This window comes from uncultured Campylobacter sp., assembly GCF_938018035.1.
Taxonomy (GTDB): domain Bacteria; phylum Campylobacterota; class Campylobacteria; order Campylobacterales; family Campylobacteraceae; genus Campylobacter_B.
The window spans coordinates 1-25,751 of sequence record NZ_CALIJF010000150.1; the positions used below are offsets into that span (position 1 = coordinate 1).

24 protein-coding genes and 1 pseudogene are annotated in these 25,751 nt (G+C 50.2%); 18 read left to right on the top strand and 7 right to left on the bottom strand.

Annotated elements, in window-relative coordinates; translation table 11 throughout:
• The 6 genes and pseudogenes from Q0257_RS04375 to der form a co-directional block, all read right to left on the bottom strand.
• Positions 1-1,094, bottom strand: a 1,094-nt coding sequence (locus Q0257_RS04375) for a PFL family protein (protein ID WP_298022017.1), incomplete at its 3' end; no start/stop codon positions are given.
• A 9-nt stretch (positions 1,095-1,103) separates the two neighbouring features.
• Complete coding sequence (locus tag Q0257_RS04380; protein WP_002944456.1) at positions 1,104-1,370, bottom strand: ACT domain-containing protein; 267 nt, start codon at positions 1,368-1,370, stop codon at positions 1,104-1,106.
• Positions 1,371-1,425: 55 nt separating this feature from the next.
• Positions 1,426-1,926 carry a DUF2628 domain-containing protein gene (locus Q0257_RS04385; protein ID WP_298022020.1) on the bottom strand — a complete coding sequence of 167 codons (501 nt, stop codon included), beginning with the start codon at positions 1,924-1,926 and terminating at the stop codon, positions 1,426-1,428.
• 10 nt (positions 1,927-1,936) lie between these two features.
• On the bottom strand, positions 1,937-2,905 hold the full coding sequence (gene trpS / locus Q0257_RS04390) for a tryptophan--tRNA ligase (RefSeq protein ID WP_298022022.1): 969 nt from the start codon (positions 2,903-2,905) through the stop codon (positions 1,937-1,939).
• A 487-nt stretch (positions 2,906-3,392) separates the two neighbouring features.
• Positions 3,393-3,887: pseudogene (locus tag Q0257_RS04395) on the bottom strand (shikimate kinase); the annotation flags it as partial.
• A complete protein-coding gene (gene der, locus Q0257_RS04400; RefSeq protein WP_298022025.1) occupies positions 3,874-5,259 on the bottom strand; it encodes a ribosome biogenesis GTPase Der in 1,386 nt (461 codons plus the stop codon). The pseudogene Q0257_RS04395 and the gene der, both read right to left, overlap by 14 nt.
• Positions 5,260-5,733: 474 nt before the next feature.
• Between der and Q0257_RS04405 the strand changes: the two genes are divergently transcribed.
• The 18 genes from Q0257_RS04405 to Q0257_RS04490 all read left to right on the top strand — a co-directional run bounded on the left by Q0257_RS04405 (position 5,734) and on the right by Q0257_RS04490 (position 22,226).
• Positions 5,734-5,961, top strand: a complete 228-nt coding sequence (locus Q0257_RS04405) for a hypothetical protein (protein ID WP_298022027.1) — start codon at positions 5,734-5,736, stop codon at positions 5,959-5,961.
• Positions 5,958-6,890 carry a DMT family transporter gene (locus Q0257_RS04410; RefSeq protein WP_298022030.1) on the top strand — a complete coding sequence of 311 codons (933 nt, stop codon included), beginning with the start codon at positions 5,958-5,960 and terminating at the stop codon, positions 6,888-6,890. Before Q0257_RS04405 ends, Q0257_RS04410 begins: the two co-directional genes overlap by 4 nt.
• Before the next feature lie 150 nt (positions 6,891-7,040).
• Positions 7,041-7,817, top strand: coding sequence for an acyl-CoA dehydratase activase (locus Q0257_RS04415; RefSeq protein WP_298022033.1), 777 nt, complete (start codon positions 7,041-7,043; stop codon positions 7,815-7,817).
• Complete coding sequence (locus Q0257_RS04420) at positions 7,814-8,923, top strand: double-cubane-cluster-containing anaerobic reductase (protein WP_298022037.1); 1,110 nt, start codon at positions 7,814-7,816, stop codon at positions 8,921-8,923. The genes Q0257_RS04415 and Q0257_RS04420 overlap by 4 nt, the downstream gene beginning before the upstream one ends.
• 72 nt (positions 8,924-8,995) lie before the next feature.
• Entirely contained in the window at positions 8,996-9,853 is an 858-nt protein-coding gene (locus Q0257_RS04425; RefSeq protein ID WP_298022039.1) for a substrate-binding domain-containing protein, read from the top strand.
• A complete protein-coding gene (locus Q0257_RS04430; protein WP_298022042.1) occupies positions 9,846-10,622 on the top strand; it encodes a 4Fe-4S binding protein in 777 nt (258 codons plus the stop codon). The genes Q0257_RS04425 and Q0257_RS04430 overlap by 8 nt, the downstream gene beginning before the upstream one ends.
• Complete coding sequence (locus Q0257_RS04435; RefSeq protein ID WP_298022094.1) at positions 10,622-11,449, top strand: radical SAM protein; 828 nt, start codon at positions 10,622-10,624, stop codon at positions 11,447-11,449. Before Q0257_RS04430 ends, Q0257_RS04435 begins: the two co-directional genes overlap by 1 nt.
• Positions 11,450-11,715: 266 nt before the next feature.
• Positions 11,716-13,266: a flavocytochrome c gene (locus Q0257_RS04440; RefSeq protein ID WP_298022046.1), complete on the top strand. Its 1,551-nt coding sequence runs from the start codon at positions 11,716-11,718 to the stop codon at positions 13,264-13,266.
• A 245-nt stretch (positions 13,267-13,511) separates the two neighbouring features.
• A complete protein-coding gene (locus tag Q0257_RS04445) occupies positions 13,512-13,952 on the top strand; it encodes a cytochrome c3 family protein (RefSeq protein ID WP_298022049.1) in 441 nt (146 codons plus the stop codon).
• Positions 13,949-14,620, top strand: coding sequence for a NapC/NirT family cytochrome c (locus Q0257_RS04450; protein WP_298022096.1), 672 nt, complete (start codon positions 13,949-13,951; stop codon positions 14,618-14,620). The genes Q0257_RS04445 and Q0257_RS04450 overlap by 4 nt, the downstream gene beginning before the upstream one ends.
• Before the next feature lie 282 nt (positions 14,621-14,902).
• Entirely contained in the window at positions 14,903-16,024 is a 1,122-nt protein-coding gene (gene proB / locus Q0257_RS04455) for a glutamate 5-kinase (RefSeq protein WP_298022052.1), read from the top strand.
• Positions 16,025-16,070: 46 nt separating this feature from the next.
• The gene (locus Q0257_RS04460) at positions 16,071-16,226 is read left to right on the top strand and encodes a hypothetical protein (RefSeq protein WP_298022055.1); all 156 of its coding nucleotides are present in this window, start codon (positions 16,071-16,073) and stop codon (positions 16,224-16,226) included.
• Between the two features lie 206 nt (positions 16,227-16,432).
• Complete coding sequence (locus Q0257_RS04465; RefSeq protein ID WP_298022059.1) at positions 16,433-17,692, top strand: glutamate-5-semialdehyde dehydrogenase; 1,260 nt, start codon at positions 16,433-16,435, stop codon at positions 17,690-17,692.
• Between the two features lie 386 nt (positions 17,693-18,078).
• Positions 18,079-18,822 (top strand): amino acid ABC transporter substrate-binding protein, encoded by a 744-nt coding sequence (locus tag Q0257_RS04470; protein ID WP_298022062.1) that lies wholly within the window; start codon positions 18,079-18,081, stop codon positions 18,820-18,822.
• 93 nt (positions 18,823-18,915) lie between these two features.
• Positions 18,916-19,665 (top strand): amino acid ABC transporter substrate-binding protein, encoded by a 750-nt coding sequence (locus Q0257_RS04475; RefSeq protein WP_298022066.1) that lies wholly within the window; start codon positions 18,916-18,918, stop codon positions 19,663-19,665.
• On the top strand, positions 19,662-20,330 hold the full coding sequence (locus Q0257_RS04480) for an amino acid ABC transporter permease (RefSeq protein ID WP_291939919.1): 669 nt from the start codon (positions 19,662-19,664) through the stop codon (positions 20,328-20,330). Before Q0257_RS04475 ends, Q0257_RS04480 begins: the two co-directional genes overlap by 4 nt.
• On the top strand, positions 20,330-21,064 hold the full coding sequence (locus Q0257_RS04485; RefSeq protein WP_297914983.1) for an amino acid ABC transporter ATP-binding protein: 735 nt from the start codon (positions 20,330-20,332) through the stop codon (positions 21,062-21,064). The genes Q0257_RS04480 and Q0257_RS04485 overlap by 1 nt, the downstream gene beginning before the upstream one ends.
• Before the next feature lie 25 nt (positions 21,065-21,089).
• Complete coding sequence (locus Q0257_RS04490; protein WP_298022069.1) at positions 21,090-22,226, top strand: PLP-dependent aspartate aminotransferase family protein; 1,137 nt, start codon at positions 21,090-21,092, stop codon at positions 22,224-22,226.
• 637 nt (positions 22,227-22,863) lie between these two features.
• Here the strand turns inward: Q0257_RS04490 and polA are convergent.
• Positions 22,864-25,680 carry a DNA polymerase I gene (polA, locus tag Q0257_RS04495; protein WP_298022071.1) on the bottom strand — a complete coding sequence of 939 codons (2,817 nt, stop codon included), beginning with the start codon at positions 25,678-25,680 and terminating at the stop codon, positions 22,864-22,866.
• Positions 25,681-25,751 lie beyond the last annotated feature (71 nt).

Consider the following 25,751-nt stretch of genomic DNA (forward strand, 5'->3'; position numbering starts at 1 on the left):
GCGATCATATCGAGCCCCACCGAGCAGATCGCGGTCATCGCTTCGAGCTTTTCTAGGCTTAGCGAGCCCGCGCGCACTGCGGCGATCATGCCCTCGTCTTCGGAGACGGGGATAAACGCGCCGCTAAGCCCGCCTACTTGGTTGCAGGCCATCACTCCGCCCTTTTTTACCGCGTCATTTAGCAGCGCTAGAGCTGCCGTCGTGCCGTGCGTGCCGACGCGCTCTAGTCCCATCTCCTCAAGCACGCGCGCGACCGAATCGCCCACCGCCGGAGTCGGAGCTAGCGAGAGATCGACGATGCCAAATTTCACGCCAAGGCGCTCGGACGCCATTTGACCGACGAGCTGTCCGATGCGCGTGATCTTAAACGCCGTCTTTTTCACGGTCTCTGCCACCACGTCAAAGCTCGCCCCGTGCACCTTCTCAAGCGCGCGCTTAACGACGCCGGGGCCCGATACGCCCACGTTTATTACGACCTCGGCCTCGCCCACGCCGTGAAATGCGCCCGCCATGAAGGGATTATCCTCGACGGCGTTGGCAAATACGACGAGTTTGGCGGCGCCAAGATCGGAAAGCCGCGCCGTTTCTTTGATCACGCGCCCCATGTCAGCGACCGCGCTCATATTTATGCCCGTCTTGGTCGAGCCGATATTAACGGACGCACAGACCTTCTGCGTCGCGGCAAGTGCGGCGGGGATGGAGTTGATTAAAATTTTATCGCCCTTTGCGTAGCCCTTTTGCACTAGCGCCGAAAAGCCGCCGATAAAATCGATACCGACCTTTTTGGCCGCCTCGTCCATCGCTTTAGCAAGCGGCACGTAGTCAGTAGCGTTCGTCGCCGCGCCGATGATGGCGATAGGCGTTACGCAGACGCGCTTATTTACGATCGGAATGCCGAGCTCTGCTGAAATTTTATTGCCGACCTTTACCAGATCGCGCGCTTTATCGGTGATTTTTGCGTAAATTTTCTCCGCTGCCTTGTCGATATCGGGATCGATGCAGTCAAGCAGGCTGATGCCCATCGTGATCGTGCGGATGTCGAAATTTTGCTCCTCGATCATCGCGATCGTTTCGGTTACGTTTTTGATGTCCATATCGGCGCCTTAGATGTTGTGCATGGCGTCAAAGATCGCCGAGCTTTGGATGTTGATCTTAACTTTTAGCTTTTCGCCTAGCTCGTTTAGCTCCTCGCGCAGAGCCGTGAAGTCCTGCTTTTCGTCGCTGGAAACCACCGCCATCATCGTAAAAAACTCATCCAAAACCGTCTGGCTGATGTCGTCTATGTTTAGCCCAAGCTGCGCGAGCTTGGCCGAAACGCCCGCTACAATGCCAACTTTGTCCTTACCGATCACCGTTACGATCGCTTTCACTCTTGCTCCTTTTTAAAATTTATTTAGCTATTTTGAGCGCGGAAGCCCTTTAAAACTACTGAATTTTGCTGCCGTTTGAAATTATCAGCGCAAATACAATTGCGACAAAAGCGTAAAATATTACCGCGAGCCATATCGCCCATCTATTCACGCCGCCGCCCCGTCTTAGGGCTTCATCGTCCTGCTTATCTAGCAATGAAACAAAACTATCGCAAACGTAATATTTCGCCATAGTCCCGCTACTGACGCTAATTGCCGTTCCTATAGTTCTATCATGTCCATCCAAAAACGGAACGAAGCAGGTAGCCACCGCAACGGCAAATAGGGCTGCGGCAATTTTGTATTCCTTGCGGTACAGAAAAAAGAACAGCGTACCGAAAAAGGCCCACCAACTCCACGTGCTTACGTAAGTTAGCTCGCGCTGCTTGCCGGCGGCGAAAAATTTCTCGCAGGCACGTGCGTAAATTTCAACCTTGCTAGGAGTTTGCAAGAAAATTTCCAGCTTCTGTCGAAGCAGCTTACCGTCAGATAAAATTTCTCTAGCGTAATCCGTCATCTCACCCTCCTTAGCGATAAATCCCCACGGCGGCGCGAACCTTTTGCATCAATGAAGCAGCCGTCGCAGCCGCTCTTTGCGCGCCCTGTCTTAGCATCTCATCTAAAATTTCGCGGTGGCTTTGATAGTATTCAAATTTATCTCGCGCATCTTTGAAGTAGCCCTGCACGAGCTCGTTTAGATACGCCTTGAAGTGCCCGTGCCCCTCGCCTCCGCGCTCGTAGCGAGCCTGCAGTTCCGTCTGCTCCGCTTCGTTTAAAAATAGCTTCGCGATATTATAGACATTGCACCCGCGCCACTGCTTAGGCGCTTCTAGCGGCTCGGAGGTCGTTACGATACTTGAAATTTGCTTCTTTAGCGTCGCGGCATCTGCAAAAATATCGATCGTATTGCCGTAGCTCTTACTCATCTTGGCACCGTCTGTGCCCGGCACGATCGCCACTTCATCGTTTACGCGCGCTTGCGGAATAGTTAAAATTTCGCCGTGGGCGTTGTTAAATTTAAGCGCGATGTCGCGGGCGATCTCGACGTGCTGGATCTGATCCTTGCCCACGGGCACGACCTCCGCGCTGTATAGCAGGATGTCCGCCGCCATCAGCACGGGGTAGCTAAACAGATCGTGCTTGCTCTCAAAGCCCTTAGCGATCTTGTCTTTGTATGCGTGCGCTCGCTCGAGCAGCCCCATCGGCGTGTATCCGCTTAAAATCCAGTAAAGCTCCAGCACCTCTTTTACGTCGCTTTGCACCCAAAACACCGTCTTTTTCGGATCGATCCCCAGCGACAAAAACGCCGCGGCGGCCTCGTAGGTGGAGTTTTTTAGCTTTGCGCCGTCGCTTACGGACGTGAGCGCATGGTAGTTTGCGATAAACATAAACATCTGCTCGCCCGCGTTTTGCGCATCCACCATCTGTTTGATACTCGCGAAGTAGTTGCCCAAATGCAGCTTGCCGCTGGGCTGAAGACCCGTTAAAATTCTCATCGTTGCTCCTTTAAATCAAAATCAAATCGCCGTCTACGAAGCCCACGGCGACGTGCTTGCACTTAAAAATTTTAGCGCTAGGCATCTGCTCTCGCAGCTCGCGCAGAACCTGTACGAGCAGTTTTAAAACCTGTCGCCACGAAAGCTCGCTTAAAAATTCAAGCTGCAAGCGCGAGCTTTGCGGATAAAATTCATCCTCGTCCTCGCACGCCCAGTAGTCGTCATCCCCGTCGTAGCTGCTCGATCCTGCTAGCTGTAGCGCATAAGGCTCGTAAAGATCGAAGTGCCACGCGATCACGCGCTTTGGAATTTCCTCGCGTTCTAAGCCCTCTAGTAGCTCGCGCAGCTTTTGCTTTAGCGCCTCTTTCTTTTTAAGTTTATCGCTTTTGCCCTCTTTACCGTGCGACTCGGAATTTTTGCCGCCGCCCGGGCACTTTTGTTTAGACATCTTTTTTCCTTTTAAATTTAGCTCGTCGCAGGCGGAGCAAATTTCTTTTATGATCTTTTTTACGCTTTTATTTTCCACGTCGATTACGATGTCGGCCTTTTTTTCATACGCCCCGTCTCTTTCGGCGTGCAGCGCCGCGGCCTTTTGCAGATCCGCTAACAGCGGGCGCTTGGCAAATTTTTTCTCCGCGTTCTCGCTGTTTTTTAAGCGCTCGATTATCCCTTCAAAGCTTGATTTCAGATACACGACGGTGCCGATTTTGTTTAAATTTTTCACGGCGTAAAAGCCGCCGCCCGTAGAGATCACGGCGCAGCGGACGGACTTTTCTAAAAATTTCGCAAGGCCCTCTTCCATCTTTCTAAAGCTCTGCTCGCCCTGCTCTTTAAAAATTTGCCCGATCTTTTTATTGGCGTAGCTTTCGATCATATCGTCGCAATCAAGCGCAAACATCCCGCTTTGCGCAGCCAGCGCCCGTGCTACCGTACCCTTGCCGACCCCCATAAAGCCGATGAGCACGATATTACCGCTCTTCATCGCTCTCCCCTTTTTTGCGCGGCAGCAGCACTAGGGGACTTCCCGAAAGGGCAAAGCTTGCGCGCAGTCTGTTCATCAAATAGCGCTTGTAGCTAAAATGCAGCGCTTGCGGGCGGTTCATCACAAGAGCGATCTTCGGCGGCGCAAAGCCGATCTGCGCGGCGTAGTAAATTTTAACCGATTTGCCCCGCTCGCGAGGTATCGGATGCGCCTTTATCGCGGCTTCTACCGCTTCATTGATCCTTGCGGTGCCGAGCTTGCGCGTGAAATTTGAATAAACCTCCAAAATGAGCGGGTAAATTTTATGGATCCGCTTCCTATCCGTCGCGCTGACGCTGATGATCGGCGCGTATGAAAGGAATTTAAACCTATCGCGCAGATCGCGGCAAAACTCGTCGTAATCGCGCTCGCAAAGATCCCATTTGTTTAAAATTATGATGAGCCCAAGTTCAAATTTAGCCGCAAGCCCCGCGATGCGCTCGTCCAGCTCGTTTAGCGGCTCGCTTGCGTCAAGCACCAAAAGCGCGATGTCAGAGCTTTGTAAAATTTTTTCGGTGCGATTTAGCGCGAAGCGCTCGATGCCCTCGATCTTGCCACGGCGGCGAATGCCTGCCGTGTCGATAAACTCGAGCGTGCGCCCCTCAAATTCCGTGCTTTCGTTTACCGGGTCGATCGTCGTGCCCGCATAATCGCTCACGACCGAACGCTGCGAGCCGACAAGTGCGTTTAGAAGGCTTGATTTACCGACGTTTACCCGCCCGATGATACCTACGCCGATGGTCTTGTCTGCATAAAATTCCTCGTCGCGCCCCTCTTTCGGCTCGCCCTCGTCGTTAAAGCCCTCTATAAAATCATCAAAAATTTCATCCTCATCCTGCTGCGCGGGCGCAGGGTCTAAAAAGCCATATATCCACTCTTTCAGCTCATCGATGCCGCTGTTGTGAGAAACGGAGATCGGAAAAAATTTAACGCCGAATTCGTTAAACTCCCAGCTGCGCTCCTCGTCGCGCTTGCCGTCGATCTTATTGACCGCTAGGGCAATGGGCTTACCGAGCTTTTGCAGCGAGAAAAATATCCGCCGCTCATCATCGCTCGGAAGCAGCTTACCGTCCGTCATAAAGATTATCAAATCCGCGCTTTTTGCCTCGCTTAGCGTCTTAGCCTGCACGCGCGCAAACAGCTCGGAGGCGTCGTCCAGACCGCCAGAATCGATCACGCGCACGCGACGATCGAAAATTTCGGCTTCGGCTCTATTGGTATCGCGCGTCGTGCCCGCAACGTCGCTCGTGATGGCGATACGAGCGCCCGCTAGACGGTTAAAAAGGCTCGACTTGCCGACGTTGGGGCGCCCGATGATGATCAAACTTTTCACGTTCGTCCTTGTAGTTTTTGGCGCGATTATAACCAAAAATAGATTAAAGCCAAATTCTACGCGCTCGCTCGCGCAAGTCGGGCGGCAAAATTTTATAAAATTTAGGCGCTAAATTTAGCGAAATTTTATCGCGGCACGAGCAAAACTCCGCTCGTAAAAAGGCGCCAAGGCGCGCGAGGCGTCGCCGAACATATCGCCGAGGCGGGGCTGTGCGTAAATTTTATAAAATTTTAAAACCGAAGCCTGTCCGCGAAATCTAGCGGTCGAAGCACAAAAACGGGCGAGGACGCGCGAAAGTATATAAACCCGCAGTTGCGTAAATTTTGACTATTCCGCGCATACAAGCGCCGAAGTGCAAAATCGAGCCGTCGCGCCAGGCGCGCAAAAGCAGGCGGCGCGACGAAATATTAAAACGGCGGAATATTAAAATTTAATCATTATGCGTGTATAATTCCGCAAATTTAAAGGGGCGCGATGAAATACAACAACTTCTTGCTGCACCATCTAAGCGTATATTATATGCTGATGGCGTGCTTTTACAACTCTCTTACGGGCGTTTTTGCCAAGCTTTTGGGCGCGCAAATTTCATCGCTTGAGGTCGTACTCTTTCGCAATCTGCCGGGGCTTTTGATCCTACTTTATAAAATCAAGGCTCGTCCGCGCGCGGCGCGCTCGTCGCGAATCGAAAGTAGGACGGCGTGAAGAAGAAATTTTACTCCGCGTTTTGGCTGAAACATCTGGGCGTTTATTATATGCTCGTAGCGAGCTTTTATTTCGCGCTAAACGGCGCTTTGGCCAAGGTCATGGCGGAGCGAATGAGCAGCGCCGAGATCGTGTTTTTCCGCAACGTCGTAGGCATCGCGATCGTGCTGTTTTCGCTAAGGCGGGTAAAAAATCTGGGCCCGGGCGGCAAGCCGTGGCTGCTCGCGTTTCGCGGCTTTATCGGCAGCTGCGGTATCTTAGCGACCTTTTACAACATCGCTCACATCGATCTTGGCACCGCTTTTACCTTCCAAAAGACGGCGCCCATTTTCACCGCGCTATTTTCGGCGTTTTTCTTAGGCGAAAAGCTAAGCTCGCGCGGTTGGTTTGCGATACTGCTGGGCTTTGGCGGGATTTTACTCGTCGTGCGCCCGCACATCGGCATCAGCGTAACCGACGCGGTGGGAATTTTCGGCGGCATGTGCGCGGGGCTTGCATACACGAGCGTGCGCGAGCTTCGCAAACACTACGCCACCAACCTCATCGTGCTGGTCTTCGTCTCATCCGCTACCTTTCTAAGCGCGATGATGATGGCTGCGGGCTGGGCGCTCGGTGATAGCGAGGTTAAAATTTTAGGACTTTTCAGCGGGGCAGATTTGGCGAGGCTTGCTTACTTCAACCCGCCAAGCCTTTTTGGCTGGGTGCTCGTGGCGCTTCTGGGCGTCAGCGGGATCTACTTTCAAATTTACATGACGCGCGCCTACGCCGCTTCGCGCAAAGCGGGTATCGTCGCTGCGATCAGCTATAGCGACATTCTCTTTAGCATGGCACTCGGCATTATGCTAGGCGATCATCTGCCCGGTCCGATCGTGCTAGCGGGCATCGCGGTGGTGATTTTAAGCGGAATTCTAATCGCTCGTGAGCGCTAAATTTAAATCTAATTCAAATGCGGCGCAAAGCTAAATTTTATCCGCGCCGCAAGCCTACGCTAAATTTCAGCAGTCTAAAAGCTTAAAAAGACTAACATTCAAATCAAAGTTCTACGGCGTAGAAATATTTTTCGACGGATTTAAAATTTTATGCATTTTATCGGTATCGACATCGGCTCTACCTCGTCAAAGGTCGCCGTTATGAACGAACGCGGCGAATTTTGCGAGCTATTTTTGCTGCCAAGCGGCTTTAGCGCGGTCAAGGTCGCGCGCCAGATCAAGCAAGCCTTAGAGCAAAAAGGCTACGCAGAGGGCTTCGTGACGGCTACGGGCTACGGACGCGTTAGCGTAGAGTACGCGCAGCTTAGCATGAGCGAAATTTTATGCCACGGGCTTGGGGCACACTTTTTATTTGAGCAAGACTGCACCGTCATCGATGTGGGCGGGCAAGACACCAAAGCGATCAAAATAGAAAACGGCAAACCAGCGGATTTTATCATGAACGACAAATGCTCGGCGGGCACGGGTAAATTTTTAGAGATCAGTGCGGGCCGCTTGGGGCTTGAGCTAAGCGAAATTTACAAAACCGCCCGAAAAAATCCCGCGATTAAACTAAGCTCGACCTGCACTGTTTTTGCAGAAAGCGAGATCGTCTCGCTAAGCGCAAATGGGGCTGAAACTAGCGAGATCGCCTACGCTATCGTGGATTCCTCCGCGCACAAGGTCGCCTCACTCATCAAACGGCTGGAAAATCAAATTTACTTTTTAAGCGGCGGGCTTAGCAACGTGCCGCTCTTTAAACAGCTTCTAGGCGAGCATCTGGGGGCTGAAATTTTTACTCACGAAAACGCAATCTACTGCGGCGCGATGGGCGCTTCGCTTATCGGCGCACGCAAAGCAAACGAAATTTCAAAGGAGACGAGATGAAGATGGATTTTGACGCGCTTAAAAAGCGTAACGCAATGGCTCTGCACGATCTAAAAGAGCAAGGCAAACACGTAGTTGGAATGTTTTGCACCTATTCGCCGAAGGAGCTTATTTACGCCGCGGGCGCCGTGCCGGTTGGGCTTTGCGCCTATGACGAAAGCCCGATAGATGCCGCTCATGCCGAGCTTCCGCGCAATCTTTGCCCGCTAATTAAAGCAAGCTACGGCTACGCGGTTACGAAAAAATGCCCCTATATGAACGCTAGCGATCTCGTCATAGGTGAAACGACCTGCGACGGCAAGAAAAAGATGTATGAGCTGCTTGCAAAGCATAAGGACGTCCACGTACTGCAACTGCCGAATATGACTGGCGGCAAGAGTTTGGAGCTTTTTACCGATGAGCTTAGGAAATTTCGCAAAGTTTTGGAGCAAAAATTTAATACGAAAATCACGGATGAAGCGCTACTTGATGCGGTGCAAATTTACAACGAAGAGCGCGATGTGATGTTGGAGCTTTTAGAGCTTGGCAAACTAAATCCGATGCCGGTAGCGGGCAGCGAAATTCATCAAATTTCATTTGCGAGCGACTTCATATACGACAAGCAGGAGAAGCTTAAAATGATACGCGCCTACATAGCCGCCGCAAAGGAGATGACCCCGCCGAAAACTCGCAAAAAGCGGATCATCATCACAGGCTGTCCAAGCGGAGGCGTGTATGAAAAGGTTATCAAGCAGATAGAGGAGCTGGGCGCGGACGTAGTGGCATTTGAAAACTGCTCCGGCACCAAAGGCTATCAAAACCAAGTGCAAACGAAGGGCGATCTGGTAACAAATATCGCCGAGCGCTATCTCAAAATCCCCTGTTCGGTGATGTATCAAAACGACGCACGCTCGGATATTATCAAGGAATTTATCCATGAGTATCAAGCGCACGGCGTCATCGACGTCGTGCTAAGCGGCTGCCACACCTACGCGATCGAGACGAACAAGATCAAAGAAGCCAGCCGTGAAGCTGGAGCAAACTATATGTCGCTGGAGACTGATTATTCAAAACAAGACGTCGGGCAAATTCGCACGCGCTTGGAAGCGTTTATCGAGCTACTTTAGCGAGTCTTACTTGAAATTTTGAAATGAAGAATTTTCTAAATTTAAAAACAAACCAAAGAAAGGAGAGGTTGTATGAAATTTAAGGAGATAGACGAATCTCGTCGCGGCTTTTTAAAAGGAGCTTTAGCGGCAGCCGCCATCGCCGGACCGGAAGCAATGCTCGCTGGCTATACGCCATTTAAGCCCGATTCGCTGCAGGTTTGGTCGTGCGGAGGACTGTCCGAAGCATTTAACGAGCTAAACGCCATTTATGAGTCAAGGACGGGACATAATATCCAATACACCGGCGCCTTTGCGGGTGCGCTCGGAAAGTCGCTACTGGCCTTGCAGGGCAAGACGGAGGTTTTCGGCGCTCGCGTTTTGGAGCTGTCTCAAAAACTGCGTAAGGCTGGCCTTAGCCTCCGCTTTAGACCGCTATGTTTTACCGACTACGTTTTAGTAGTGCCAAAGGGCAATCCTGCGGGCGTTCGCGATCTAAAGGATTTGGCAGAGCCCGGCGTGCGGGTGATGCTGCCGCTAAGAGCTTCACCTCCTGGTAGCGGACCGGTAAAGGGAATTTTGAAAAATTCAGGTCTTACAGGGCCCGTTATGAAAAATATGGTCGCCAACGGCTCATGCGTCATCCAGATGATGTGCGATCTGGTAGAGGGCAAGGGTGATGCGTCCATCATCGAAAAGCGCCTAACGACGCACGATAGGTTTAAAGACAAAATCGAATATATGCCTATCGACGAAAAGCTCATCCCGCCCGGTCCGCTTACATTTACGCTAAATATCATGAAATACGTAAAAGACGAGAAGCTTGCCGATGACTTTGCGGACTTCGTCTGCTCGGACGGGCAGGAAATTTTCGAGCGGCACGGCTTTACCTCCATCCATTCGGCACGCGGGCTTGAACTCATAGAAAGGTTTGGTGTAAAAGATGTTTAGTATCGTAAATATGGCAAAGATGAAAAAAGTCTCTAGGCTAACTAAAATTCGTCGATTGGTGCAGCTGATTTTTATCGGCGCGATCGGGCAATGGGCGTATTACGGAATTTTTAGATGCCCTTTTATCGTGCCTTTCGTAAACTGCCAATCCTGTCCGATCGTTACGTGCTGGGGGCGGATCGCGACCGTGTTTTTCGGCTTTTGGCTGTTTATACCCGTGCTGGTTATTTTCCTTGGGCGCGCGTTTTGCGGCTGGCTTTGCCCGGGCGGATTCGTAAATCAAATGCTGGGCAAATTTGCCGCTTTTAAGCTCAAGCTAAAAAATAACAGGAAGCTACGATATGCGCAAATAGGCATGGTTCTAGCCTTTTTGCTTAGCGCGGGCGTGTATTTTATCTACGGCAATCCTCGCGTCATGATCCCTATCCGCACCAGCGACGAGTACTTAAACGCCGTTATCATGTCCTTTAAATTTTCCGACTGGTACTGGGCGGTTCGCACTGCCGTCGTCGTGGCCCTCATCGCCGCGTCCTTGATCGTCGCAAATTTATGGTGCCGCTTCGCCTGTCCTAGCGGCGGCATAATGGAGCTGTTGCGTAAAATTTCAATATTTCGCGTTTATAAAACGAGCGCCTGCGATAACTGCAACGCTTGTTTGCGCAAATGCGAAATGGGCACGAGACCGGACGAGATGAACTGCACGAACTGCGGCGATTGTATGGACGTTTGCCACGCAGACGCCATCAAATTCGGAAGGAAAAAAGATTGATGAATTTTTTCGCCAAACCCTCTTTCGACAACCACCCCTGCTTTAGCAAAAAGGCGTCCGCCGCCTACGGGCGCGTGCACCTTCCCGTAGCGCCACATTGCAATATCCAATGCAATTTTTGCAACCGCATCTACGACTGCGCCAACGAAAATCGCCCCGGCGTAACGGGGAGAGTGCAAAGCCCAGATGAGGCCGTGGAATACGTGGAAAATCTATTTAAATTTAGACAAGATATCTCTGTCATCGGTATCGCAGGGCCCGGGGATCCTATGTGCGATGCCGACAAGACCCTAGCGACTTTTGAAAAATGCAAAGCCCGCTTCCCTCACGCCCTACTTTGCCTATCCACAAACGGCCTATCCCTGCCCGAGCACGTGGATGATATCGTGCGGATCGGCGTGAGCCACGTGACGGTGACCGTTAATGCCGTAACGCCGGGCGTAGGCGGCAAAATTTATGCGTGGGTACGCCACAAAAACAAAATTTACCACGGCGAAGAGGGCGCTAAAATTCTTGCGGAGCGCCAAGAGGAAGGAATTCGCAAGCTAAAAGAAGCCCGTATGATCGTAAAGATCAATACGGTCGTAATCCCCGGCGTCAATATGGATCACGTCCCACGTATCGCCAAAAAAGCCAAAGAGTGGCAAGCCGATATCATGAACTGCATGGCGATGATCCCCGTGCATGACACCCCTTTTGCAAATATCAAATCGCCCTCGAATGAAGAAATTCGCAGCATGCGAAAGCTGATCGGCAGCTCCATTCATCAAATGACTCACTGCAGCAGATGCCGCGCCGACGCATGCGGCAAGCTTTGCGAGAAATGAAGACCTGCTTTTAGCGGGTCTTTTATCCGGCGCAGGATACACGCTCTCATAGCGCACAAAATTTTATGTAGAGATTTAAATTTAAAATTTGTCTAAATTTAGAGCTAGTAAGCAACCGATAAGCGGCTTTTTAGCGGCGGCGGTTTTTTAAAATTTAAAAAACGATTTTTCAATAATATTATTTTGCTTTTATTTAACTTTGGGTATAATTCTCCCAAAATTAGGCATCTGAAAAAACCGTATAACGGTAAAATAAAGGAGACATCATGGAAAACGTTTCAAGACGTGATCTGCTCAAAATGAGCCTAGTTGGCGCGGGTGCTTTAGCGCTCGGCTCCGTAAACGCAAATGCTGCGGTTAACGCTAAAGACGTCAAATTTGACGAAGAGTGGGACGTAGTCATCGTGGGCTCTGGTTTTGCAGGACTAGCAGCCGGTATCACCGCAGCCGAAAAGGGCAATAAAGTCCTAATCCTAGAAAAGATGGGACGCGTAGGCGGTAACTCCGTAATTAACGGCGGCATATTCGCCGTTCCAAACAGCGACAAACAAAAAGCAGAAGGCATCAAAGATAGCAACGAGCTATTTATCAAAGACTGCCTAAAAGCCGGCCGCGGCCTAAACCACGTAGATCTAATCGACACCATCGCTACTCGCGCGCAAGACGCATATAAACTAACTCTAAAATGCGGCGCTAAATACATAGATAAAGTTACTCACGCAGGCGGACACAGCGTACCTAGATCGCTTCAGACCGCTAACGGCTCGGGCTCAGGTATCGTTCAGCCGATGGTAGAATACTTTAAAAATCTACAAGGCTGCGAGCTAAGACAAAGAGCTAAATTTGACGAGTTCGTACTCGGCGAAGACGGCGGCGTAGACGGAGTGATCATCAGAGAGGATTATAAATTTGATCCAAAGAGCCAAAAAGACGACGCCGAAAACACTACCGGAACTAAAAAAACTATAAAAGCTAAAAAAGGCGTAGTACTAGCTGCAGGAGGATTTTGCCGCGACGTATTCTTTAGACAAGTCCAAGATCCATCTATCTTGCCTACTACGGATAGCACCAACCATCCGGGAGCAACCGCAGGCGCTATGAAAGAGGCATTTAGAATCGGCGCAACTCCAGTGCAGCTAAGCTGGATACAATTCGGCCCATGGGCATGCCCTGATGAAAAAGGCTTTGGCGTAGGCTCTATGTTTAACGTAAACGGAAGCTTCCGCTACGGTATCTCAGTCGATCCAAGAACCGGCAAACGCTATATGAACGAACTAGCGGACCGCCGCACCCGCTCTCAAGCTATGTTTAAAGTAATCGACGCAAAAGCCGATATCTATCCGATCAACTTCTGCGATAGCGATGGCGTAAAAAATATGGTCATACCTGAGCACTACACCAAACCGCTAGAATCAGGCGTACTAAAGAAATTTGAAACTCTAGACGAACTAGCCGCAGCTTATAAAATCCCTGCCGCAGAGCTAAAAAAGACCGTCGAGCGATATAATAGCTTCGTTAAATCAGGCAAAGACGAAGACTTTGGCAAACCTATGGATAAAACCACTACAAACGGCGTAGATATCTCTAAACCGCCTTTCTACGCTATGCGCGGTACGCCAAAACTCCACCACACCATGGGCGGTATCGATATCAATACCAAAGCTCAGGTTATATCTCTACAAACAGAGATGCCGATCCCAAGACTATTTGCCGCAGGTGAGATCACAGGCGGCGTACACGGAGCTAGCCGTTTAGGTAGCGTGGCGATAGCTGACTGCTTAACGTTTGGTATGATAGCCGGAGAGAATATAGGCTAATTTGCGGCGTCTTTCGGACGCTTTTTGCGGAGCTTGCTAAAATTTTGCTTAGCAGACTATTTTGTCTAGCCTGCGCAAAATTTTAGCCACGCAACCTCAAAAATCGCCTCGAAATACTTGCAAATCTTATTTTGTATCGCAGGTCAAATTTAAGATTAAATTTGAAAATTCGGTCTGCGATACTTTTAAATTTGAAGCCGAATTTGCAGTTAAATTTGTAAATTTGACATCCGAAAGGAATTCGCATGAAACATAAAGCGTTTCTCGCCTTGTGCGCATCTATGCTACTATGCTCTTTTGCATTTAGTGCAGAAGCCTTAGGCGCAAAGATAACGTCTTTAGTCGATCTTAACGTCACCGATGAACTGCGAGCCAAACACCCGCTAAAGCCTCATCATGAAAAGCTAAGCTTCACCTGTCTTGATTGTCACGAAGGACAAGGAAACGACGCTAGTAAATTTAAATCTATCGGCGATAAAGGCTGTTTATCCTGTCACGGCGACAAGAAAAAGATAGCTAAAAGACTAGAATACATGGATCTGCTAAAAGCAAATCCCCACAACTCGGTTCACGACGGCCCTACGCTATACTGCGACGAGTGCCACAACGAGCATAAAAAATCAACCAATATGTGCACGGAGTGCCACGAACACGAAGTTCCGCAATGGATGGGGGTAACGCCATGAAAATTTCAAAGAAAGTACTAGCGCTTATTATATTGGTAAGCGGCATTATAGGGTTTTTGGTCGTACTGCCCGTACATTACACCCTAGAAGAAACTAGCGGAGAGAAGTTTTGCGTAGTATGCCACGAGATGGATCCTATGGTTATAGCTTATAGTAACGACGTACATAGCGGCAAAGGCAAAAGCGGAGTAAGGGCTAAATGCGTAGACTGCCACATACCTCACGACAACCTAGCCAAATACGTCCTAGTTAAAGCCAAAAACGGACTAATGGAGGGATATATTCATTTCTTCAAAGACCCCGAGGCTATAGACTGGCATAAAAATAGAGAGAAAAGAGAGCACTTCGTATTTGATAACGGTTGCGTTAGCTGCCATACGAATTTGGTAGATAATAAACTAACAAGCCCGCAAGCTCAAAAGATGCATGCTCACTATCAAAGCTTGCTAAATACGGGTAAGCAACTAACCTGCGCTAGCTGTCACGCCGAGGTAGGCCACAGCGGGCTAAACAATATGCTAAACTACTGGAAGCCTGAATACAAAATCTACGAAAAGAAAGCTGCAATCAAAAAAGAAGAGATAAAAAAGGCTTATTTCGGGGAGGATTATGTGGGGCCGAAAGAGGTGAAGACTGAAGATAAAGAAGGCAATGCCACCAAAAAGTAGGCTAAAATGAAGAAAATTTTGCTCGTTAGCGACGACGTGGAGATACAACTAAGTCTCAACGCCGCGCTTTAGCAAGGATCCGGTAAATTTTAAATCAGTAAAATTTCGCGCGATAACGGGAGTTTATCTCCCGTTACGATCTTCGGAAACAGACTATCTCTACGCTTTATTAGAATTACTCGAGAATAAATTTAAACCAAAAGCTCGCATCTACTCAGCTCAAAACATAAAATTTAAAATAAGCCGTTTTCGATATAATTTTCAAAAATTTCGGAGCGGAAAATGGGTAGAAAAGAGCTTCTGGGCGGCGCAAAACGTATCGTCGTAAAAATCGGTACTTCGACGCTTACGAACGCGGACGGTTCTCTAAATGAGCGGCTTATCAAAAGTCTAGTCGCGCAAATTTGCAAGCTAAAAGATGCGGGCTTTTGCGTGGCTTTGGTAAGCTCGGGCGCCGTGGGCGCGGGCATGGGGCTGCTAGGTATCGCGCAAAGACCTAAAATTTTAAGCCGCAAGCAGGCTCTAGCGGCGGTCGGACAGGTCGCGCTGATGCATCTTTACGAGCGGCTGTTTTGGGCGCATGACCGCATTATCGCGCAGCTGCTGTTAAGCCGCGGCGATTTTAGCGACAGGGCGCGCTATCTTAGCGTGCGAAACGTCTGCGCGGAGCTACTCTCGCGCGGCATCGTGCCGATAATAAACGAAAACGATCCCGTCGTAGCAGATGAACTGAAAGTGGGCGACAACGACACGCTAAGTGCGCTAGTAGCGGGGCTAATCGATGCTGATCTGCTCGTGATTTTAAGCGATATCGACGGGCTGTACGACAAAAATCCGAGCGAGCACGCGGACGCAAAACTTTTAAGCTTTATCGAAAAAATCGACGAGCACGTCGTCAAAATGGCAGGCGGCGAGGGCAGTAAATTCGGCACGGGCGGCATGGCGACCAAGATCGCGGCGGCGCAAATGGCAAATCAGATCGGCACTAGCCTGATCATCGCAAACGGGCGTACGGACGGAATTTTGCTTAAGATAGCGGCGGGCGATGAGGTCGGCACTCTCTTTAGCACGGGCGCGGCGCGGCTTAGCTCGCGTAAATACTGGCTCGCATACGGCGCGATTAGCAAAGGCGCGGTGATTATCGACGCGGGGGCGGCAGAGGCGATAAAATCGGGCAAAAGCCTGCTTGCGGTCGGGATTGCCGAGGTGCGCGGCGAGTTTGAGCGCGGCGAGATCGTAAACGTCTGCGCGACTGACGGCAAGCTGCTGGCGCACGGCATTAGCAACTATTCAAGCTGCGAGCTTGCGCGCATAGCGGGCGCAAAAAGCGATGAGATAGAGCATGCTTTAGGCTACAAAAGCGACGATGACGCGATCCACGCGGATAATATCGCGCTGCAATGAAATTTTAGCCGTGTTCGCGCGTTTAAATTTTAAACGGAGGGCGTAGATGAAAAAGATTATGTTTTTTGCGCTACTTTTGACGGGCGCGGCGTGGACGGCAAAATTTGACGAACCGGACGCCGATAAAAACGGCGAGCTAGACGTTTTTGAACTGCGCGGATATGAGCCGGCGGATTACGTAAAAGCGCTATGCGCGAATTGAAATGAGAAGGTTGGGCGTAATGCCTGGCGAGTAAGCGAAATTTTGACGCAAGAAAATCCGAAATAAAATGGCCCAAAGCGCGCTAAATTTAAGCCGTCGTGCGCGGATAAAAATAAGACGCACTGGAATTTTAGACGCGATAGAAGCGACGCTCGCGGCATTTTTATACGCAGCATGCGATTTGATTTATAGATTAAGGAGCGAAAATGAACGAAATTTTAGATATCTGTAAGCGCGCAAAGGCCGCTTGCGGCGAGCTTTTGAGACTTGGTAGCAAAGCTAAATTTGAAATTTTAAACGCCGTGGCGGATGAGCTGCTCGCACAAAAGGACGCGATAAAAGCGACAAACGCCAAAGACCTTACAAACGGCGAGAGATCAGGCTTGAACGCAGCGCTGCTAGACCGTCTAAGGCTAACCGACGCCCGTATCGAGGCGATGGCGCAGGGCGTGCGCGAAGTGGCGGGATTTGCAGAGGTCGTGGGCGAAAATCTAGGCGGCTGGAGCCATCCAAACGGCATGCAAATCAGCCGCGTGCGCGTGCCGCTGGGGGTGCTCGGTATCATCTACGAGAGCCGCCCAAACGTCAGCATCGACGCGGCGGCTTTGGCGCTAAAAAGCGGCAACGCGGCGATCCTGCGAGGCAGTGCTAGCGCGCTAAATTCGAACATCTTTTTAGTAAATTTATTTAACGAAGCCGGGGCGAAATTTGGCTTACCGACGGGTGCAGTGCAGCTCGTGGAGAGCGCCGAACGCGAAGTAGTGGCGAAAATGGCGAAAATGAGCGAGTATATCGACGTTTTGATACCGCGCGGCGGCAAGAGCTTAAAAGATTTTATCGCGCAAAACGCGACCGTGCCGATCATCATGACGGGCGCGGGGGTGTGTCACATCTTCGTCGATGAAAGCGCAAATTTAAGCGAGGCCGCAAAGATAATCAAAAACGCCAAAACCCAGCGCCCTAGCGTCTGCAACGCCGTAGAGTGCGTGCTTTTGCATGAGCGCGTGGCGGGCGAAATTTTGCCTGAGCTTGTGCGCGAAATGCCAGAGGTCGAGTTTCGCGTGAGTTCGGAGCTTTTTAATGCGTGCGAGTCGGAGTTGCGAGGCGCAAAAAACGTCAAAACGGCTAGCGAGAGCGACTTTGGCGCCGAGTTTTTGGATCTCGTGCTAGCTGTGCGTGCCGTGCGGGATACGCAGGAGGCGATTAGCTTTATAAATGCGCATTCTAGCGGCCATTCAGACGCGATTTTAAGCGCCGATTACGCAAACATCGAGCGGTTTTTAAACGAAGTCGGCAGCGCGATCGTCTACGCCAATGCCTCGACGCGCTTTAGCGACGGCAGCGAGTTTGGATTCGGCGGCGAGATCGGCATCAGCACGCAAAAGCTGCACGCCAGAGGGCCGATGGGGGTGAGGGAGCTCACGACCTATAAATACGTCGTCCGCGGAGGCGGGCAAATTCGTTAGCGGCTCGTCTTTTTCAAAAGGATCATCTTGCGAGCGCTTTTGAGAGAAATTTTGCTTCTCTTGCGCTCGCAACTGCAAGCAGAAGTCTAGCTTGCGCAAAATTTTAGCTTCTAACTCAAAAAATCACCTCGAAATACTTGCAAATTTTATTTTATATCGCAGGCTGAATTCCTTCTGTGATACTTTTACCTAATAAACTTGAAATTTTATAAATCACCTCTGTCAAAATTTTAAAAATATATGACGCTAAAGTTTTGTCATGCAGGCGAAATTTTGTATCACATCTTACTAAAATTTAAAATTTTTAATAAAAATTATATATTCCGCACGATATAATCGCGCATCTGCTCGCAGCGCGAGCGATAGCTAAATTTCAAGGAGATTCAATGAAAATATTTAAAGCCCTGCTCGCAACAGCGCTGATCACCGCCACCCTAAGCGCTAAGACGCTCAAAGAGGGCACGCTCGTAATAGCCACAGAGGGGACTTACTCGCCGTATTCTTTCTATGACGAGAAAAATAATCTTACCGGCTTTGATGTCGATATCGCTCGCGCACTAGCAAAAGAGCTAGGGCTAAAGGCGGAATTTTTAACCGCGCCGTGGGATGCGATGCTCGCGGCATTTGACGCAGGCAAAGCGGACATAGCGATGAATCAAGTAAGCATCACGCAGGAGCGCAAGAAAAAATATAATTTCAGCGAGCCTTATACCGTGGCTTATGCTGCGCTAGTAGTGCGAGCTGATAACGAGGAGATTAAGAGTTTTGCGGATCTTAAAAGCAAAAAAAGCGTCCACTCCGCTACCAGTAACTGGGCAGACATGGCACGCAGCTACGGCGCCGAGATCGTTACAGCAGACGGATTTAGCAAGGGCGTGGAGCTCATAATAGCTCGTCGCGCAGACGCTACGATCAACGACAATATCACATTTTTCGACTATATGAAGCAGCGCCCAAACGCCCCGCTAAAGATCGCAGCTCAAGGCAATGAGCCGATCTATTCCGCCGTGCTGCTTAAAAAGGACGACGAGCTGACTGCGCAGATAAATTCCGCGCTAAAATCGCTAAAGCAAAAAGGCGTGCTGAAAGAAATTTCACTTAAATATTTCGGCAAAGACATTACGGAGTAAATTTTACGACCGCTTAGTTGAAGCGTGGAATTTTAAACTTAGCTGAGTGGAATTTTGCATTTTAAATTTCGCTCATAAAATTTTGGAGGAATTATGAAAAATTTAATAAAAACTTTGCTTGCGTGCGCGCTTTTAATATGCGGCGCAAACGCTAAAACGCTACGCGAAGGTACGCTTAAAGTAGCTACTGAAGGCACCTTTTCGCCATTTTCGTATTATAACGACAAAAATGAGCTCGTAGGATACGACGTAGATGTCGCGCGCGCAGTCGCCGAAAAGCTTGGTCTAAAAATAGAATTTCTAACCGCGCCTTGGGATGCGATGCTTGCAGCATTTGATGCAGGCAAGGCAGACGCTGTATTTAATCAAGTAAGCATCACTGATGAGCGCAAGAAAAAATATGAGTATTCTGTGCCCTACACCGTCGTTTACGGAGCTATCATCGTGCATAAAGATAACAACGACATTAAAAGCTTCGAGGATTTAAAAGGCAAGAAAAATGCGGACTCCGCTACCAGCAACTGGGCGCAAGTCGCTAAAAAATACGGCGCGCAAAACGTAACCGTCGATAGTTTTGCTAAAAGTATGGAGCTGCTGATCGCTCGCCGCGTAGATACCGTCGTGCGCGACAATACCGTATTTTACGACTTTTTAAAACAACGCCCGGGCGCTCCGATTAAGATCGCTACAAAGCTAAAAGACGTCGATTATAGCGCCGCAATAGTTCAAAAGGGCAATAAAGAGCTCGCAGATCAAATCAGCAAAGCCTTAAACGAACTCAAAGCCGAAGGCAAGCTAAAAGAAATTTCACTTAAATATTTCGGCAAAGATGTGAGTGAATGAACGAAACAAGCAGAATTTTAGAGCTTGTTAGCAGCTCGCTAGAGCCGATGGCGCTAGCCCTGCTGCAAGTTACGATCCCGCTTACGATAATCTCATTTCTACTAGGGCTTGTGCTTGCGGTGCTGACGGCGGTCGCACGCATCGCAAATTTTAAAATTTTAAAGCAGCTAAGCGAAATTTATATTTGGATTTTTCGCGGCACTCCGCTTTTGGTGCAGCTTTTTATCGTCTATTTCGGGCTTCCAATCATCGGGATCACACTTGATGTTTGGGCTGCTGCGATCATTACCTTTAGCCTAAATATCGGAGCTTACGCTTCAGAAGCGGTACGAGCTGCGATCCTATCGGTACCAAAGGGGCAGTGGGAAGCAGCTACCTCACTAGGCATGAGCTACGCTCAAATTCTGCGCCGCATTATCGCTCCGCAAGCAGCACGCATATCGCTACCGCCGCTATCAAATATATTTATCTCTACGCTTAAAGACACTTCGCTCGTAGCCTCGATTACGATGGTCGATATGTTTATGGTCGCTCAACGTATCGCTGCACGGGCATTCGATCCGCTTACGTTATACGTACTGGCGGCGCTATTTTATCTAGCAGTCTGCACCCTTCTTACGTTCTTACAATCCAAGCTAGAGCGACGATTTTCAAGGTTCGTGTGATGATAAAATTTACGAACTTAACTAAGCGCTTCGGCGATCACGTCGTGCTAAATGGGCTAAGCTTAGAATTTCGCGACGGGCAAACGACAGTGATTTTAGGAAGCTCCGGCTCTGGCAAATCCACGATGCTGCGCTGCATAAATCTGCTCGAAATTCCAAGCGGCGGCGAGCTACAGCTAGGCGAGTTTAAGATAAATTTCGATGCTCCGCATAAAACAAGCGAATATCATCCATTCCGCGCGCATACGGGCATGGTTTTTCAAAGCTTCAATCTCTTTCCGCACCTCAACGTCTTGCAAAACGTCATCGAAGCGCCCGTGCACGTGCTAAAGCAACCACGCGAGCTTGCCGAGGCAAATGCAATGGCGCTGCTAAAAAAAGTCGGCATGGCAGATAAAGCTGGCGCATATCCGGCTCGCCTTTCCGGCGGTCAGAGCCAGCGCGTGGCGATCGCGCGGGCGCTTGCGATGCAGCCTGAGTTTTTGCTACTGGATGAGCCTACGAGCGCGCTTGATCCCGAGCTTGAGGCGCAGGTGTTAAAGACTATCGCCGAGCTTGCCGCAGAGGATCGCTCACTCATCATCGTCACGCACAATATGGGCTTTGCACGCAAGATCGCAGATAGAATTTTATTCTTAGACGGCGGAGTTATCGCATTCGACGGCGACGCAGAGGAATTCTTCGGTAGCAGCGACGAGCGCATAGCTAAATTTATCGGAGCGATGAGCTTTTAAATCCATTAAATTTCAAGGAGAAAAGATGAAAGTAGATACCCTAATCGTAAAGGGCATAGAGGCCAAGTCCAACCCCCACAACGCGGTGATTCCGCCGATATATCTAGCCAGCACCTTCGTGCAAGAAAGCCTGGATGACTTCGGCAAATACGCCTACTCGCGCGGCGCAAATCCTACGCGCAACGCCTTCGAAGAGCTTTTTGCAAAATTTGAAGGCAGCAAATACGCCTTCGCGCTAGCCTCGGGTATGGCGGCTACGAGCGCTGCATTCGCGCTGCTTAAAAGCGGCGATCGCGTGCTGTTAAATAACAACGTCTACGGCGGCACCTATCGCTACGTAAGCGGTATTTTTAAAAATCAAGGGATAAATTACGACTTGGTGGATGATCTAAATTTGATCACCGAAATTCCAAGCGACGTCAAAATGGTCTTCATCGAGACGCCATCAAATCCGCTTTTGCGCGTAACCGACATTGAGCGCATCAGCGAGCTCGCGCACAAAAACGGCGCGCTTGTGGTTATGGATAATACCTTTTTGACCCCATATTATCAGCGCCCGCTAGAGCACGGCGCAGACGTCGTGGTTTATAGCGCGACAAAATACATAGGCGGGCATGCCGATCTGATCGCCGGCATCGTTACGACGAACGACGACGAGCTTGCCGCAAGAATTCAGTTTATGAAAAACACTCTGGGCGCGACGCTGTCGCCTACCGATGCGTATTCGCTAATACGCGGACTTAAAACGCTAAGCGTGCGCTTCGACCGCCAGAGCGAAAATACGCTAAAGATAATAGAATTTTTACGCAGCAATCCTGCGGTAGAGGCGGTAAATTTCGCAGGCTCGCATTCTGCGAGCGAAAAAAAGATACAAGATCGCCAAGCTAGCGGCATCGGAGCGGTTATCTCGCTGGTGCTTAAGCCGCAATACGACTATAAAACCTTTGCGCGCAGCCTTGAGCTATTTGATCTAGCCGTGAGCCTGGGCGGCGTAGAGAGCCTGATCTGCCACCCCGCGTCGATGACGCACGAGAGCTATCCGCGCGAGCTGCAAGAGCGCATCGGCATCAGTCAAAATTTGCTGCGCCTAGCCATAGGCATCGAAAACGCGGACGATCTCATAGCAGACCTTGCCGCCGCGCTAGAAAAATCAAAAAAATAGGCGGCACGGAATTTACGCAAGCTCGCGGAATTTTTATGCAGGCTTGTAAAAATTTGCGCGGGCGCGCAGAATTCATGTCAAAATTTAGTCCGAAATCCTTATAGCTTCGCTCGTGAAGCTATAAGGGCGCGGTCTTTACGAATCGGCGCGCATGGCGGGTTTAAAAAGACCTGCCGCCGATCATTTCATCTTACAAAAATTGCTTTTTGCAAAACCCATGTCCATTTTCTTGCGGGCTAAATTTTGTATGGATTTTCACTCGTTAAATTTTACGAAGCGCGCGGCTTTTCGTAAAATTTAAATTTAAAAATTTCGTCACTACGGCGTTGAAATGAAATTTTAATTTATACGCACGGCAAGATTTATCCAGACCTCTTGCTAAAACACATCGTTTAAATTTAATTCGGATAAATCTATCTAACCGCCGTTTGATATTGCCAAGCGGAGAGCTTAAATTTAATCAAAAATTTAAAGACGGCGGCGATCTGTGCCGCACCACGCCAGCTGCTCGGTCTAAATTTAGCGCGATTAAATCTATCAAACGAGCAAATTTAGGCTCCGTCTTGCTCAAAATTTAAAATTCTGCACGCCGTTTAAATTCCACTTAAATTTTAGCCGCGTTTTAAATTTAGCGTAGTTACTTCAGCTCACCCCAGCGCTTGGCGATATTTAGGCTCGTCTTAAGCGGCACGTTTAGGCTTGCCGCGCTTTGCATTATCTCCTGCGCGCGCTCGCCGAAGCTCTGCGCCAAATCGTCCCGCACCTCGAAGATCAGCTCATCGTGGATCTGCAATATCAGCCGCGCCTCGTCGCTTAGCAGCGGCGAAATCTCAACCATCGCCTTTTTGATGATGTCGGCTGCGGAGCCTTGAAATTTCGTATTTACCGCCTCGCGCTCGTAGCTTGCATAGACCATGTTGTTACGCGCGTTTGCGAAGTCGAAGTAGCGCCTGCGCCCAAAAAGCGTGCTTACGTAGCCGCCTTCTTTCGCGTCCGATTTTATGCTTTGCAAAAACTCCTTGATCGTGGAAAATGCCGCAAAATAGCGCTCGATATAGCCTTTCGCCTCGGCGCGCGCGATGCCTAGGCTATCGCTTAGCTTACCCGCGCCCATGCCGTAGATGAGGCCGAAATTTATGCTCTTTGCGATCGTGCGGTGCGCGGGCTGCGCGTCGCCGAAAATGCTGATCGCCGTGCGCGCGTGAATGTCCTCATCCGCCCTAAACGCCGCCAAAAGCGCAGGATCGCGCGAAAAGTGCGCGAGCAGGCGCAGCTCGATCTGCGAGTAATCAAGCGAGATCAGCGAGTAGCCCCCCTCTGCTAGGAAGCAGTCCCGTACGTCCTTCGCAAAGGTGCCGCGCGCGGGGATATTTTGCAGGTTCGGATTTTTGCTCGCTAGCCGCCCGGTAGCCGTGCCGGTCTGCAAGAAATTCGATCTGACGCGGTTTTGCGGATCTGCAAGGGCAAGCTGTAGCAGCGGCTCGCAATAGGTGCTTTGCAGCTTAAACAGCTCGCGGTAGTCTAGAATTTTACCCACCGCGGGATGCAGCGCCGTAAGATCCTTTAGCACGCTTTCATCGGTGCTGTAGCCCGTCTTGGTGCGCTTCGCCGCCGGAAGTCCTAGCCGCTCAAAAAGCACGGCGCCGAGCTGAGCAGGAGAGTTGATGTTAAACTGCTCGCCGCAAAGCTCATAAATTTCATCCGTGAGCGCTCGCAGGGACTTTTCGTTGCGCGCGATAAGGCCTTTTATCATCTCCGCGTCTATCTTGATGCCGCATCTTTGCATCTGCCAAAGCACCCGCACGAATGGGAACTCAAGCTCCTGCGCGAGCTTAAAAAGCGAAGGCTCAAGTAGCTGTTTGAGCTTAAAATACAGCCTCAGCGTCACCCACGCATCCTCGCTCGCATAGATCGTAGCGGCGTCCAGCTCCACGGAGGCGAAGGTCTCGCCCTTTTTGACGACGTCGCCGAAATGCACCGTCTCGTACCCAAGATACCGCGGCGAGATAGAGTCCATCCCCACGGCGTTTGCGGGATCGAGCAGCCACGCTAGCACCATCGTATCGGCAAAACGCGCAGCAGGCTCGATATTAAAATTATTTTTCACGATCTCAAAATCGTATTTTAAATTTTGCCCCACGACATATCCGCGAAACAGAGAGCCGATCGCGGCCTTTGCGGCATCCGAAGAAATTTGAGCCGGAGCGCCCAAATAACTATGCGCTAGCGGGACGTAGTAGGCGCGCTCCTCGTTAAACGCGAACGAAAAGCCCACGATCTTGGCGTTTTTGCTATCGACGCTAGTGGTTTCTGTATCGAAGCTCACCAAGGTCTCGGCACTGACGCTCTCGCACAGCCTCGCAAGCTCCACTGCATCGGTAATGCAAATAGGCTCAAAGGGCGTTTTAAAAGCGCGCTCGGAATTTTGCCCGCCGCAAGCAGAGCCGCTAGGGATAGAATTTTGCCCGTCTAGCCCCCCTACGGCAGCGTCCAAGATAGATCCGCCGCGAGACGACTCTGCGCCGAAGCTCTTCCCGCCTGCGCCCAAAACGGAGCTTTTTGCGCTTGCGCCTTTACCCTCGCTCCAAAGATCAAGCCCGTTTTGCTCCTGCAGGCTTAACGCGGACAGCAGTCTGTTTAGCGCGTAATCTTTTAAAATTTCGCGGATTTTAAAAAGCGGATTTTGCTGCGGAAATTTCGCGTCCTCTAAAGGCGGGATTTCCAACTCATCGTAAAGCGTAGCCAGGCGCTTGCTTATGTAGGCGCTCTGCCTTCCCTCTATCAGATACTCGCGCTGTTTGTTTTGCGGCAGGCGGTCTAAATTTGAATAGATCCCCTCAAGCGAGCCCCACTCGTCTAAAAGCTTCTTCGCCCCCTTATCGCCGATGCCCCGCACGCCCGGGATATTATCGGCGCTGTCGCCGCAGATCGCCAAAAAGTCCACGATCTGCTCGGGATAGACGCCGTAGCGCTGCAAGCACTCCTCTCTTCCGTAAAGCATCTTTTTGCCGTGGCTGTAAATTTTAACGTTTTCGCCGATGAGCTGATACAGGTCCTTGTCGGAGGTAACGATGTTGATTTTATGCGTGGCGCCGTGCTTTTTGACGACGCTTGCGATGAGATCGTCCGCCTCGTAGCCCTCGCGTCCGAGCGAGTAAAGCCCCATCTTTTCGATCATCTCGATGCAGACCGGCAGCTGTTGCAAAAGCGCGGGCGGCGGGGCTTGGCGGTTGGTTTTGTAGTTGGGATCGATATCCGAGCGGAAGGTCTTGCCCTTGCTATCCAGAGCGAAAATTATATAATCGCTCTTAAATTCCTTCGAAAGATTTGCGATGAAGCTCGCAAATCCGCTCACCATGCCGCTGGGTTTGCCGTCTTTGGTCTTTAGCCCGCTCATAGCGTAGTAGAGCCTGAAAAAAAAGCCGAACGTATCGATGATCGTGATGGTCTGCATAATGGTCCTCGGATTTAAAATTTTAACGCATAGTGTATTAAAATTCGGCTAAATTTACAAATTCCAAATAG